We start from the raw sequence: 14307 nt of genomic DNA, 5'->3' as shown, positions 1-14307 counted from the left end.
CGCCCAAACCACTAAGCAAGCGCTTAGCAGATGAGCTACTGTGAAGTAGCACACTCATGACGACCGAGGGGTTGCCCGACTATGCGCCTGCACATGTCCGACGAGGACGCTGCGTTCCAGCAGCGGATGCGTGACTTCTTCACCACCGAGGTCCCCGCCGACCTCCGGCAACGATGGGCAGCCGGGGGTGAGGTCAGCGCCGACGACATGCGGCAGGCACAACGTGTCCTGAACCAAGCCGGACTGGCGGTCCCGCACTGGCCCGTCGAGTGGGGTGGCAAGGACTGGACCCAGCTGCAACGACACCTCTACCTGCAGGAGATGCAGGCTGCGAGCGTCCCGCCGCCGCTGGCGTTCAACGCCAACATGGTCGGTCCGGTCATCGCCACCTTCGGCAGCCAGGAGCAGAAGGAACGCTTCTTGCCCGCGACCGCGAACCTCGACATCTGGTGGTGCCAGGGGTTCTCGGAGCCGAATGCCGGGTCCGACCTGGCCAGCCTGCGCACGTCGGCGGTGCTCGACGGCGACGAATGGGTCGTCAACGGCCAGAAGACCTGGACCACCCTCGGGCAGCACGCCGACTGGATCTTCGCGCTGGTGCGCACCGAGCCGGATGCGCCGAAGAAGCAGATGGGCATCTCGTTCCTGGTCTTCGACGTGAAGTCCCCGGGCGTCTCCGTCCGACCGATCCAACTCATCGACGGCGGTCACGAGGTCAACGAAGTCTTCTTCGACAACGTGCGGGTGCCGGCCGACCAGCTCATCGGTGAACGGGGCAAGGGCTGGACGATCGCGAAGTTCCTGCTCGGCAACGAGCGGGTGGGCGTCGCGCCCGTCGCCTCGATCAAGCGGGCGCTGAACGAAGCCAAGAAGCACGCGGCGGCCACCAAGTCCGGTGACGGCACCCTGCTGGACGAGCCGCTGGTCGCGCTGCGCTTCGTCGAGCTGGAGACACAGCTGGCCGCGCTCGAGCTGACCGTCCTGCGCGTCGCGGCCAACTCGCACGGCGACAAGCCGGAGCCGGCCTCGTCGATCCTGAAGCTGCGCGGGTCGCAACTGCAGCAGGACGTCCTGGAGTTCACCACCGACATCGCCGGCCCGGCCTCGCTGCAGTGGACGCAGCCCGACGACACCGACCTCGAGGCGTGGACGGCGCTCGCCGCACCGACCTATCTCAACTTCCGCAAGGCGTCGATCTACGGCGGGTCCAACGAGGTCCAGCGCAGCATCATCGCATCGGGCATCCTCGGACTGAAAGGCTGAATTGACAATGGATTTCACCTTTGACGACGAACAGAAAGCCCTTCAGGACGCCGTCCGCGAGCTGGCCTCGCGGCACGCTCCGGGCGAGGTGCACGGCGATGTCCCGGTGGGGCCCGCAGCCCACGACCCGAAGGTCTGGGCCGCCATCGCGGAGATGGGTCTCATCGCGCTGCCCTTCGGCGAGGACGTCGGCGGCGCCGGCGCCTCGACCGTCGAGGTCGCGATTGCGGCCGCCGAGCTCGGATCCGCCCGAGTGGTCACGGCATACGCCGAGGCACTGACCGCGGCTGGGTTGATCGCCCACGGCGGCACCGACGCCCAGCGAGCAGAGCTGCTGCCGGACCTGCTGGACGGTAGCTCCCTGATCGTGCCCGCCTTCGCCGAGCCCGGTCGTGCCTGGTCCCTGCAGGCGTATGACGTCACGGCTTCCGGCGCTGAGGGCGAGGTGACGCTCACCGGCACCAAGGAGCCGGTGCCCTTCGCGGAAGCCGCGGACAAGCTCGTCGTGACCGCCCGGGTGGGGGAGCGCACCGGACTCTTCCTCGTCGACGGGGCCGCCGTCTCCGGGATGCGCGTCCGCTTCGACAACACACCGGCCCTCGCGCTCGGCAGCCTCGACACCGCGGAGCGCGGCATACAGGCGGGTGTCAACCTCGGCATCCTCGCCGTCACCGCCGAGGCACTCGGTGCGATGGACGCCGCACTGCCGATGACGGTCGAATACCTCAAGACCCGAAAGCAATTCGGCGTTCCACTGGCGGCGTTCCAGACGCTCACCCAGCGCGCGGCAGACATGTATGTCTCGCTCGAGCTGGCGCGCAGCACGGTGCTCTACACCGGTATGGCGCTCGCCGCCGACCCGCACGACGCGACCGCTGCTTCCCGCGCCAAGGTCGTCGTCGGGCAGGCGGGGCGACACGTCGGCCAGGAGGCGATTCAGCTGCACGGCGGCATCGGTATGACGGCCGAGTATGCCGTGGGGCACTACACCGCCCGGATCACGGCCATCGAGCACACCTTCGGCGACACTCGGTGGCACCGGGCAGCACTCGTCGAGAGCATCGCGGACCACGAGCAGGTCGACGTCCTGGCGTGACGTCCTGGCGTGACGGAGCACCCCTGACGGGGTGCTCCGTCGACGTGTGGACCTCGACAGGCTCGGCCGTCTCGGTGGCTACCGGGGTGACCTCGGCCACCCCGGAAACCAAGAGCTTGTAAGTGGTTGGTCAAGCCGAGTCCCGGCTTTGGCAAGGTTTCCGATTCTGCCTTGTGCGCACGGTGCTGGGCCGCGAAAGTGGCTGCGCTGTAACCGAGTTGGGCTGCAGCGACAACCTGCGATCAACTGAAGAAGAAGGCAGAAACAATGCGTAGCCTCACCCGTCTGGCGCTGTCCACCGTCGCCGCTGCGGCCCTCGTGGGAGCCGGCACCGGCACAGCACTGGCCGACACCTCCAGCCCGGTCAGCCCGCACATCATCGGTGGCACGAGTGGGAGCTCGCCATACATCGTGCAGTTGGTCTTCGGGCAGAGCGGCGGCACCTACGGGTGCACCGGTGAGGCGATCTCCGCCCAGTGGGTCCTGACCGCCAAGCACTGCATCGACGGTACGCAGTGGATGGACGTCTACTACAGCAACTCGGTGACCAACCCGGGCACTCCGGTCGCGGCCGACCAAGTCGCCGGCTCCTCCAGCGGTGACGTGGCGCTGGTCCACCTGTCCTCGGCCAAGTCCCTCAACAGCTACGCACCGCTGGCGTCGTCATACTCGCCGGCCGGCGGCACCGGCACGATCTGGGGCTACGGGCTCACCGCAGGTGGCGCCCAGCCGACCCACCTCAACAAGGCGACGGTCAACGTCGTCGGCTCCAGCACGGACGCCTACGGCGGCAGCGCGATCCACGTCAAGGGCTCCGACGGTGCGTCGAACCACGGCGACTCCGGCGGTCCGCTCTTCGTCGACGGCAAGGTGGTCGGAGTGTGCTCCACCGGCGACGTCGCCGACCCGGGCAGCGACATCCATGCCGGGTCCAACTACGCCAACCTGACGGCGAGCCGCAGCTGGATCAGGTCCGTCACCGGCGTCTGACCCCGGTCGACCCACAGTCCCGACGAGCGCTGCCGGATCCGAAATTTCTCCGCGGATCCTGCGGCGCTCGTCGTATTTCTGCCGTATGCCGAGACTCGCGCACATGTCCGTGAGTGTCTGACCGATGGCTCCCGACCGCGTCTGCGGTTGGACTGGGTAGGCACGGCCCGCAACCGGTGGGCCACCTTCCAGGGAGAACCGCCATGACATCTCGAATCGCAGTCGCCGCAGGCATTTTCGGCGCACTGACCTCCGCGGTCACCGCCGGTGTCTACGTCGACTTCTCGGCGCGGATCATGCCGTCCTACGGGCGTATGGCGAACGCCGTCGGCATCGCCAGGATGCAGAGCTCCAACCGGTCGATCGAGAACGGGCCCTTCATGCTGGCGTTCTGCGGGGCGGGCCTGGCAGGTGGCTACTTGGTCTACCGCCTGCTGCGGGGTGACCGTGCAACCGCCGACGTGTTGCTCGCCGCCGGAGGCGTGGCCTACCTCGCCGGGCTGCTGCTGACGATGGTCTACAACGTGCCGCTCAACAACCGGTTGGCAGCGGTCGATCCGCAGGCCGCGTCGTCGGTCGACCTGTGGCGCGACTACCTGGCGCACTGGACCGCCGCCAACTCGGTGCGCGCGGCGCTCTCGGTCGGCGCGGTCGCCCTCCTGGTCGCCGGACTCGTGGCAGCTGCGCGTGTCCACGACTGATCTGGCGATCGTCGCGCGTCAGCACGGTCAGTCGTTAGGCTCGGCGATCATGGCCGAGCTGGCAGGGACACCCGACGTGCTCGACGGACCACGAGCCCGTGGCGCGTTCCTGCTGCGCGTGCTGATGCAGCCGCCGTGGGCACTGGAGATCACCGAGGACTCGCCGCTGACGATGATCGCGATGTTGACCGGCGGTGCCTGGCTGCGCCGCACGGACCAGCCCCCGCAGCACCTCGCCGCCGGAGACGTGCTGCTCGTGCGGGGCGGAGCCCGCTATCGGCTCGGCGACGCACCGACCACGATCCCCGAGATCCAGATCGGCCCCGGCCAGGCCTGCTCGGGCGCCGACGGCAGAGACCTGTCCGACGAACTCGCCGCAGGTGTGCGCGCGTGGGGCAACGACCCCGCCGGGCGCGACTCAATGCTGGTGGCCAGCTATCCGGCCCAGGCGCAGCTCGGCACCGCACTGTCCGCGTCGCTGCCCGAGATCGCCGTCGTCCGCGGCGCGGACAGCCCGCTGCTGCCGGTGCTGGTCGCGGAGGCGGAGCGCGACGCGCTCGGTCAGGAGGCCGTGCTGGACCGGATCCTCGACGTCGTGCTCATCTCGGTCGTCCGGAGTGGGTCGCCGCGACCCCGAGCGGTGTCGCGGGCCTGCGGGTCGTCACCGACCCCGCCGTGGCCGAGGCGGTGCGTCTCATCCGCGCCGAGCCGGCCCGTGCGTGGACCGTCGACGACCTCGCAGCGGCGGTGCGCGTCTCCCGGTCGGCGCTCGCCCGGCGCTTCCAGTCCGTGGTCGGGCTACCGCCGATCACCTACCTCGCGCAGTGGCGGTTGTCATTGGCCGCCGACCTGCTCCGCGACACCGACCGGACCCTCGGTTCGGTGTCGCGCGAGGTCGGATACGGCAGCGCCTTCAGTCTCAGCACTGCGTTCAAGAAGGCGTATGGCGTCAGCCCGACGGCATACCGGTCCGGCGTGAGCGCCTGAGCGAGCACACGGCATTGGCATGGGGGATTGGCACGCGGCATTTGGCATCCGGCGACACGCCAGACTTGCCGGTAGCCCTTGACCCGCGGCTTGGAAGGGTGCACTCTCGTGGCGTCGAATCTCGCCGCTGGGGGGCAACTGAGGTCCGACCACTACCCCGTGTGGACATAGGGTCTCTTTTCAGGTAAAGTGTTGCTTTGCGCTGCCCATATCCAGCCAACCCACCCTTGACCGCGCTCTGTCTGCGTGCCCGATCCCGCGTCGGGTATGCCGAAACTCCAGGGCAATGCTGCCGTGCCTCACGGTCGGCGAGGTCGCGGTGGGCGCCGCAGATGTCGGAAGCGCACATCGAAACGCCCGCTTAGAATGCCTGTGGAAGGATCCATCCTTGGCTGCCTCGCGCACACAATCCCTCTCCTCGGCAAAGACGGCTTCGGGCCGTCTGTCGTTCGCCACGATCCGCGAACCCCTGGAAGTTCCAGATCTGTTGGCTCTGCAGACCGACAGCTTCGACTGGTTGCTCGGCAACGAGCGTTGGCAGGCCCGCGTGGCCGAGGCCAAGTCAGCCGGCAAGGTCGACGTTCCGGACCGGTCCGGACTGGAGGAGATCTTCGAGGAGATCTCCCCGATCGAGGATTTCTCCGGCTCGATGAGCCTCTCGTTCCGCGACCACCGGTTCGAGGAAGTCAAGTACTCCATCGAGGAGTGCAAAGAGCGCGACATGACCTATGCCGCGCCGCTGTTCGTCACCGCGGAGTTCATGAACTCCAGCACCGGTGAGATCAAGAGCCAGACCGTCTTCATGGGCGACTTCCCGCTCATGACCGACCGCGGCACCTTCATCATCAACGGCACCGAGCGTGTCGTCGTCTCCCAGCTGGTCCGCAGCCCGGGCGTCTACTTCGAGCGCTCGCTCGACAAGACCTCCGACAAGGACATCTTCACCGCCAAGATCATCCCCAGCCGTGGCGCGTGGCTGGAGTTCGAGGTCGACAAGCGCGACCAGGTCGGCGTGCGCGTCGACCGCAAGCGCAAGCAGTCGGTCACCGTGCTGCTCAAGGCGCTGGGTTGGTCCGAGGCGCAGATCCTGGAGGAGTTCGGCGAGTACGAGTCCATCCGCGCGACCCTGGAGAAGGACCACACCGCCAGCCAGGACGAGGCGCTGCTGGACATCTACCGCAAGCTGCGTCCGGGCGAGCCGCCGACCCGTGAGGCCGCCCAGAACCTCCTGGACAACCTCTACTTCAACGGCAAGCGCTACGACCTGGCCAAGGTCGGTCGCTACAAGATCGACAAGAAGCTCGGCGTCGAGGCGTCCATCAACGACAGCACGCTGGCCGTCGACGACATCGTCGCGACGATCAAGTACCTCGTTGCGCTGCACGCCGGCCAGGAGACCATCAAGGGCCACCGCGAGGGCGAGGAAGTCGACCTGCGTGTCGAGGTCGACGACATCGACCACTTCGGCAACCGCCGCATCCGCAACGTCGGCGAGCTGATCCAGAACCAGGTCCGCACCGGCCTGTCCCGCATGGAGCGCGTCGTGCGCGAGCGCATGACGACGCAGGACGTCGAGGCGATCACGCCGCAGACGCTGATCAACATCCGGCCGGTCGTCGCCTCCATCAAGGAGTTCTTCGGCACCAGCCAGCTGTCGCAGTTCATGGACCAGAACAACCCGCTGTCGGGCCTGACGCACAAGCGGCGTCTGAACGCCCTCGGCCCGGGTGGTCTGTCCCGTGACCGCGCCGGCATGGAGGTCCGTGACGTCCACCCGAGCCACTACGGCCGCATGTGCCCGATCGAGACCCCTGAGGGTCCCAACATCGGTCTGATCGGTTCGCTGGCGTCATACGGCCGGATCAACGCCTTCGGTTTCATCGAGACCCCCTACCGCAAGGTCAAGAACGGCAAGGTCACCGACGAGATCCACTACCTGTCCGCCGATGAGGAGGACAACTACGTCACCGCACAGGCCAACGCCGTGCTCAACGACGACGGTTCGTTCGCCGAGGAGCGCGTGCTCAGCCGTCGCCGTGGTGGCGAGTCCGAGGACGTGCCGGCCGACGAGGTCGACTACATGGACGTCTCGCCGCGCCAGATGGTGTCGGCAGCGACCGCGTTGATCCCGTTCCTGGAGCACGACGACACCTCGCGTGCACTCATGGGCGCCAACATGCAGCGTCAGGCTGTGCCGCTGGTGCGTTCCGAGGCACCGCTGGTCGGCACCGGCATGGAGCACCGTGCGGCGCTCGACTCCGGTGACGTCGTCCGCGCCGAGAAGGCCGGCGTCGTGACCGAGGTCTCCGCCGACCTGGTGACCGTGCTCAACGACGACGGCACCCAGACGACCTACCGGATCAGCAAGTTCATCCGCTCCAACGCGGGCAACTGCTACAACCACCGCGTGGTCGTCGAGAACGGCGCTCGTCTGGAGCAGGGCGCCGTCATCGCCGACGGTCCCGCGACCGACGGCGGCGAGATGGCGCTCGGCAAGAACCTCCTCGTGGCGTTCATGTCCTGGGAGGGTCACAACTTCGAGGACGCCATCATCCTGAGCCAGCGCTTGGTGCAGGACGACACGCTGTCCTCGATCCACATCGAAGAGCACGAGATCGACGCCCGCGACACCAAGCTGGGTCCGGAGGAGATCACTCGCGACATACCCAATGTCAGCGAGGACGTGCTGGCCGACCTCGACGAGCGCGGCATCATCCGCATCGGCGCCGAGGTCCGCGACGGCGACCTGCTGGTCGGCAAGGTCACCCCCAAGGGTGAGACCGAGCTGACCCCCGAGGAGCGCCTGCTCCGCGCGATCTTCGGTGAGAAGGCGCGCGAGGTGCGCGACACCTCGATGAAGGTCCCGCACGGCGAGAACGGCACCGTCATCGGCGTCAAGGTCTTCGACCGTGAGGAGGGCGACGAGCTGCCCCCGGGCGTCAACCAGCTGGTTCGCGTGTATGTCGCCAACAAGCGCAAGGTGACCGACGGTGACAAGCTCGCCGGCCGCCACGGCAACAAGGGCGTCATCTCCAAGATCCTGCCGGTCGAGGACATGCCGTTCCTGGAGGACGGCACGCCGGTCGACGTCGTGCTCAACCCGCACGGCGTGCCGCGTCGTATGAATCTCGGCCAGATCCTGGAGCTGCACCTGGGTTGGTCGGCCTCGCGCGGCTGGAAGATCGAGGGTGATCCCGACTTCGCCAAGCAGATCGCGCCGGACGCGCACGAGGCTCCGCCGAACTCCCGTGTCGCGTCGCCGGTCTTCGACGGTGCGTCCGAGGACGTCGTCACCGGTCTGCTGGACGCGACGTTGCCGACCCGCGACGGCGTGCGCCTGCTGGACCACACCGGCAAGACCCGCCTCTTCGACGGCCGCTCCGGCGAGCCGTTCCCGGAGCCGGTGTCGGTGGGCTACATGTACATCCTGAAGCTCCACCACCTGGTCGACGACAAGATCCACGCACGCTCCACCGGCCCCTACTCGATGATCACCCAGCAGCCGCTCGGCGGTAAGGCCCAGTTCGGTGGCCAGCGCTTCGGTGAGATGGAGGTCTGGGCGCTCGAGGCGTATGGCGCCGCCTACGCCCTGCAGGAGTTGCTGACGATCAAGTCGGACGACGTGACCGGCCGCGTGAAGGTCTACGAGGCCATCGTCAAGGGCGAGAACATCCCCGAGCCCGGCATTCCGGAGTCGTTCAAGGTCCTGATCAAGGAAATGCAGTCGCTGTGCCTCAACGTCGAGGTGCTCTCCAGCGACGGCAGCCTGATCGACCTGCGCGACTCCGACCAGGAGGTCTTCCGCGCGGCGGAGGAGCTCGGCATCGACCTGAGCCGGCGTGAGCCGTCCTCGGTCGAGGAAGTCTGAAAACAGACAACCGGTTGAGGTATGCCGGGCCCAGCTCGGCATACCTCGCCAACACCGTTTAATCCCAACTCTTTTCAGACTTCGCTAGAACACGAGAAGGAAGGCACAACGTGCTGGACGTCAACTTCTTCGACGAGCTGCGCATCGGCCTCGCCACTGCTGAATCCATCCGCGGATGGAGCCATGGCGAGGTGAAGAAGCCCGAAACCATCAACTACCGCACCCTGAAGCCGGAGAAGGACGGACTCTTCTGCGAGAAGATCTTCGGTCCGACCCGCGACTGGGAGTGCTACTGCGGCAAGTACAAGCGCGTCCGCTTCAAGGGCATCATCTGTGAGCGCTGCGGCGTCGAGGTGACCCGTTCGGCCGTCCGCCGTGAGCGGATGGGCCACATCGAGCTGGCCGCGCCGGTGACCCACATCTGGTACTTCAAGGGCGTTCCGTCGCGCTTGGGTTACCTGCTCGACCTCGCCCCGAAGGACCTGGAGAAGGTCATCTACTTCGCGGCATACATGATCACGTCCGTCGACGTCGACCAGCGTCACAAGGACATGCCCTCGCTCGAGGCGCAGATCGAGGTCGAGAAGAAGGAGCTGGAGAACTCCCGCGACAACGCGGTCAACACCCGCGCCGCGAAGCTCGAGACCGACCTGGCCGAGCTGGAGAAGGAAGGCGCCAAGGCCGACGCGCGCCGCAAGGTGCGTGAGTCCGCCGAGCGCGAGATGAACCAGCTGCGCAAGCGCGCCGACCAGCAGATCGAGCGCCTGGAGCAGGTCTGGGACCGCTTCAAGAACCTCAAGGTCCAGGACCTCGAGGGCGACGAGGTGCTCTACCGCGAGATGCGCGACCGGTTCGGCCTCTACTTCGAGGGCGGCATGGGCGCCGAGGCGCTGCAGAAGCGCCTGGAGACCTTCGACCTCGAGGCCGAGGCGGAGTCGCTGCGCGAGACCATCGCGACCGGCAAGGGCCAGCGCAAGACGCGCGCCCTGAAGCGCCTGCGTGTGGTCACCGCGTTCCTGCAGACCAAGAACCACCCGACCGGGATGGTGCTGGACTGCGTGCCGGTCATCCCGCCGGACCTGCGCCCGATGGTGCAGCTGGATGGTGGCCGCTTCGCGACCTCCGACCTGAACGACCTCTACCGCCGGGTCATCAACCGCAACAACCGGTTGAAGCGACTGCTCGACCTGGGCGCGCCGGAGATCATCGTCAACAACGAGAAGCGCATGCTGCAGGAAGCTGTCGACTCGCTGTTCGACAACGGCCGTCGCGGCCGTCCGGTCACCGGACCGGGCAACCGTCCGCTGAAGTCGCTGTCCGACATGCTCAAGGGCAAGCAGGGTCGCTTCCGTCAGAACCTGCTCGGTAAGCGTGTCGACTACTCGGGCCGTTCGGTCATCGTCGTCGGTCCGCAGCTGAAGCTGCACCAGTGCGGTCTGCCCAAGCAGATGGCGCTGGAGCTGTTCAAGCCGTTCGTGATGAAGCGCCTGGTCGACCTGGACCTGGCCCAGAACATCAAGTCGGCCAAGCGCATGGTCGAGCGCCAGCGCGCCGAGGTGTGGGACGTCCTCGAGGAAGTCATCACCGAGCACCCGGTGCTGCTGAACCGCGCGCCCACGCTGCACCGCCTGGGCATCCAGGCCTTCGAGCCGCAGCTGGTCGAGGGCAAGGCCATCCAGATCCACCCGCTGGTCTGCACCGCGTTCAACGCAGACTTCGACGGTGACCAGATGGCTGTGCATGTGCCGCTGTCCGCGGAGGCGCAGGCCGAGGCCCGCATCCTGATGCTCTCGAGCAACAACGTGCTCAAGCCCGCCGACGGTCGCCCCGTGACCATGCCCAGCCAGGACATGATCACCGGCCTCTACTTCCTGTCCGCCCAGGACGGGGAGGCCAAGGCAGGCGACGGCGAGCACCTGCGTGCGTTCTCGTCCCCGGCCGAGGCCCGTATGGCGTTCGACCGCGGTGAGATCAACCTGGGTTCGCTGGCGAAGATCCGCATCTTCGACTACGTCCCGCCGGCCGGTTACGAGATCCCCGAGGGCGTCGAGCCCGACGAGATGGGCCGACTGAAGTCCTTCGAGCTGGACACCACCCTGGGTCGCGTCCTGTTCAACGAGACGCTCCCGGAGGACTACCCCTTCCTCAACAAGGACATCGACAAGAAGGCACTCTCGGGTGTCGTCAACGACCTTGCCGAGCGCTACCCGAAGGTCCAGGTCGCGGCGTCCCTCGACGCGTTGAAGGCGGCCGGTTTCCACTGGGCGACCCGTTCGGGCTGCACCGTGGCGATCAGCGACGTGCAGACGTCGTCGAACAAGTGGGCCATCCTGGCCGGCCACGAGGAGAAGGCCGCCAAGATCCAGACGCAGTTCGACCGCGGTCTGATCACCGACGACGAGCGCCGTCAGGAGCTCGTGGAGATCTGGACCCAGGCGACCAACGAGGTCGCGACGGACATGCAGAACAACTTCGACAAGAAGAACCCCATCTACCGGATGGTGTCCTCGGGCGCCGGCGGTAACTGGTTCCAGGTCCGGCAGATCGCCGGTGCGCGTGGTCTGATGGCCAACCCGAACGGTGAGATCATCCCGCGTCCGATCAAAGCCAACTTCCGAGAGGGCCTGTCGGTGCTGGAGTTCTTCATCTCCACCCACGGTGCCCGTAAGGGTCTGGCCGACACCGCGCTGCGTACCGCCGACTCGGGTTACCTGACCCGACGCCTGGTGGACGTCTCGCAGGACGTCATCATCCGTGAGGACGACTGCGGTACCGACCGCGGCCTGACGCTGCCCATCGGGCAGCAGGGTCCGGACGGCACATTGGTGGAGCACGAGAACGTCGAGACCTCGGTCTACGCCCGCACGCTGGCGACCGACGTCGAGGTCGACGGCACCGTGCTCGCCGCTGCGGGTGCCGACCTGGGTGACGTCAACCTCGACAAGCTGCTCGCTGCAGGTGTCGAGGAGGTCAAGGTCCGTTCGGTGCTCACCTGTGAGTCCCGTGTCGGCACCTGCGCCAAGTGCTACGGCCGTTCGCTGGCCACCGGCAAGCTGGTCGACATCGGTGAGGCTGTCGGCATCATCGCCGCGCAGTCGATCGGTGAGCCCGGCACGCAGCTGACGATGCGCACCTTCCACACCGGTGGTGCCGCGGGTGACGACATCACCCAGGGTCTGCCGCGTGTTGTCGAGCTCTTCGAGGCTCGCACCCCGAAGGGTGTCGCGCCGATCGCCGAGGCGAGCGGCCGCATCCAGCTGGAGGAGACCGACAAGGCCCGCCGCATCCTGCTGACCCCGGACGACGGCTCGGACGAGCACGCCTACCCGATCAGCAAGCGCGGTCGGCTGTTGGTCCAGGACGGCGACCACGTCGAGGTCGGCACGCTGCTCGTGCAGGGTGCGATCGACCCCAAGCAGGTGCTGCGCATCCAGGGCGCCCGCGACGTCCAGAAGCACCTGGTCGACGAGGTCCAGAACGTCTACCGCCAGCAGGGTGTGTCGATCCACGACAAGCACATCGAGGTCATCGTGCGGCAGATGCTGCGCCGGATCACGATCATCGAGGCCGGCGACACCGACCTGCTGCCCGGCGAGCTCGCCGACCGCGGCCGGTTCGAGGACGCGTCCCGTCGCGCCCTCGCCGAGGGTGGTCGCCCGGCGTCCGGTCGGCCGGAACTGATGGGCATCACCAAGGCGTCGCTGGCCACGGACTCGTGGCTGTCGGCGGCATCGTTCCAGGAGACGACGCGAGTCCTCACCGAGGCGGCAATGCACGCCAAGAGCGACCCGCTGCTCGGCCTCAAGGAGAACGTCATCCTCGGTAAGTTGATCCCGGCCGGCACCGGTCTGCCGCGTTACCGCAACGTGAAGGTCGAGCCGACGGAGGAAGCCAAGGCTGCGCTCTACGCGCTGCCCGACTACCAGCCGTACGACTACCCGGTCTTCGGCCCGGGCTCCGGCGAGGCCGTCCGTCTGGACGACGCGTCGCTCGGGTTCGACAGCTGAGTTTTCGGCTTCGGCTCCTCGCAAAACGGCGGCGGCCCGCAACGAACAAGTTCGTTGCGGGCCGCCGCCGTTTTGGTCGTCGCCTTCGCGGCCGTCGGCGTCTCCTTCGGTCACCTTGGTGTGGGCTGTTGCGGACTGTGTCCGGCATACCTGCGCACAAGCCTCAACGGTCGCGGGTTGTGCGCGGGATTCGGGCTGAATGGTGTGCACAAGCCTCAACGGTCGCGGGTTGTGCGCGGGATTCGGGCTGATTGTGTGCACAAGCCTCAACAGTTGCGGGTTGTGCGCCGGATCTGTTCCGAAGTGCCGACGGTCGGTATGTCGGGACGGGTATGGCGCGCCCCGGTATGCCGTCAGTCGACCGGGTCGTCGGTCTCCGCGGAACCGAGCGGGCCGGTGTGCTCGGAGTCGTAGGCGACGTAGTAGCTCGGGCGCTGCTGCAGGGCGGTGTAGGTGCGGCCGACATACTCGCCCAGGATCCCCAGGCAGAGCAGTTGCAGCGCGGAGAAGACGGTCAGGATCACCACGGTGGACGCCCATCCCGAGGTGGTGCCGCCGTTCAGCTTGCTGATCACGACGTAGACCAGGACGGCGGCCGCCACGACGAAACCCAGCAGGCTGAACCACGTCGCGAAGCGCAGCGGTGCTTGCGAGAAGCCGGTGACCGAGTCGAGGGTGAGCCGGATCATCTTCGACAACGGGTATTTGGAGTCACCGGCGGCGCGTACGTCCCGGCGGTATTCGACGGTGGTGGACGGGAAGCCGAGGGTCGGCACGACCAGCCGCAGCACCCGGTTGTGCTCCGGCAGCGCGATGATCGCGTCGACGGTGGAGCGCGACATCATCCGGAAGTCACCGGCGTCCTGGGAGATGTCCAGCTTGGCCAGTCGTCGCATCATCCGGTAGAACGCGCCGGCCGTATGCCGCTTGAACGCCGAGTCCGTGGTGCGGTCGGTCCGGACCCCGTAGACGACGTCGACGTCGCGGGAGATCGCAGCGTCATACATGCGGGTGATGACTTCCGGCGGGTCCTGCAGGTCGGCGTCGATCGTGACCACCCAATCGCCGCGCGAGCGTTGCAGGCCGGCCGAAATCGCTGCCTGGTGACCGGAATTCGCGCGCAGCCGCACCATGCGCAGGCCCGGCCAGTCCCGCATCGCGCGCTGCAGCAGCACCGGCGTGTTGTCGGTCGACCCGTCGTCGACGACGACGACCTCGTAGCGAACGGACAGGTCGTCCAGCACGGGCCGCAACCGCTCGACGAACAACGGCAGCACGTCCTGCTCGTCATACATCGGCACAACGACGGACAGCACTGGACGTGAGGTGGGTTCGGTTCCCGGCACGGACGAGTCGACTTCCAAGTGGTGAGGTGAACGGTGGCACCCGCAAATC

At 67.2% G+C, this 14307-nt stretch carries 8 protein-coding genes and 1 pseudogene; 8 read left to right on the top strand and 1 reads right to left on the bottom strand.

All coding sequences use genetic code 11. The features are described 5' to 3' along the window. Window positions 1-81: 81 nt before the first annotated feature. The 8 genes and pseudogenes from ACSZL9_RS07950 (at window position 82) to ACSZL9_RS07915 (ending at window position 12912) form a co-directional block, all read left to right on the top strand. On the top strand, window positions 82-1263 hold the full coding sequence (locus ACSZL9_RS07950; protein ID WP_446664919.1) for an acyl-CoA dehydrogenase family protein: 1182 nt from the start codon (window positions 82-84) through the stop codon (window positions 1261-1263). A gap of 7 nt (window positions 1264-1270) precedes the next feature. Continuing rightward, a complete protein-coding gene (locus ACSZL9_RS07945; RefSeq protein ID WP_446664918.1) occupies window positions 1271-2359 on the top strand; it encodes an acyl-CoA dehydrogenase family protein in 1089 nt (362 codons plus the stop codon). Between the two features lie 267 nt (window positions 2360-2626). Continuing rightward, window positions 2627-3349: a S1 family peptidase gene (locus ACSZL9_RS07940; RefSeq protein ID WP_446664917.1), complete on the top strand. Its 723-nt coding sequence runs from the start codon at window positions 2627-2629 to the stop codon at window positions 3347-3349. Between the two features lie 203 nt (window positions 3350-3552). Continuing rightward, window positions 3553-4050: an anthrone oxygenase family protein gene (locus tag ACSZL9_RS07935; RefSeq protein WP_446664916.1), complete on the top strand. Its 498-nt coding sequence runs from the start codon at window positions 3553-3555 to the stop codon at window positions 4048-4050. 49 nt (window positions 4051-4099) lie between these two features. Next, window positions 4100-4657: pseudogene (locus tag ACSZL9_RS07930) on the top strand (cupin domain-containing protein); the annotation flags it as partial. Window positions 4658-4725: 68 nt separating this feature from the next. Then, a complete protein-coding gene (locus ACSZL9_RS07925; protein ID WP_446665121.1) occupies window positions 4726-5037 on the top strand; it encodes a helix-turn-helix transcriptional regulator in 312 nt (103 codons plus the stop codon). A gap of 388 nt (window positions 5038-5425) precedes the next feature. Next, window positions 5426-8905 carry a DNA-directed RNA polymerase subunit beta gene (gene rpoB / locus ACSZL9_RS07920; protein ID WP_446664915.1) on the top strand — a complete coding sequence of 1160 codons (3480 nt, stop codon included), beginning with the start codon at window positions 5426-5428 and terminating at the stop codon, window positions 8903-8905. Window positions 8906-9015: 110 nt separating this feature from the next. Next, the gene (locus ACSZL9_RS07915) at window positions 9016-12912 is read left to right on the top strand and encodes a DNA-directed RNA polymerase subunit beta' (protein ID WP_446664914.1); all 3897 of its coding nucleotides are present in this window, start codon (window positions 9016-9018) and stop codon (window positions 12910-12912) included. Between the two features lie 353 nt (window positions 12913-13265). On the opposite strand, the gene ACSZL9_RS07910 is transcribed toward ACSZL9_RS07915, so the two are convergent. After that, the gene (locus ACSZL9_RS07910; RefSeq protein WP_446664913.1) at window positions 13266-14228 is read right to left on the bottom strand and encodes a glycosyltransferase family 2 protein; all 963 of its coding nucleotides are present in this window, start codon (window positions 14226-14228) and stop codon (window positions 13266-13268) included. Between the last annotated feature and the right edge of the window lie 79 nt (window positions 14229-14307).

The sequence above is a fragment of the Flexivirga sp. B27 genome (assembly GCF_052905685.1).
This window is presented reverse-complemented; position numbering and strand designations above follow the sequence as displayed.

Coding starts and splice junctions, on each gene's coding strand:
- ACSZL9_RS07950 (WP_446664919.1), top strand. CDS start 82: ATGCGCCTGCACATGTCCGACGAGGACGCTGCGTTCCAGCAGCGGATG.
- ACSZL9_RS07935 (WP_446664916.1), top strand. CDS start 3,553: ATGACATCTCGAATCGCAGTCGCCGCAGGCATTTTCGGCGCACTGACC.
- ACSZL9_RS07940 (WP_446664917.1), top strand. CDS start 2,627: ATGCGTAGCCTCACCCGTCTGGCGCTGTCCACCGTCGCCGCTGCGGCC.
- ACSZL9_RS07945 (WP_446664918.1), top strand. CDS start 1,271: ATGGATTTCACCTTTGACGACGAACAGAAAGCCCTTCAGGACGCCGTC.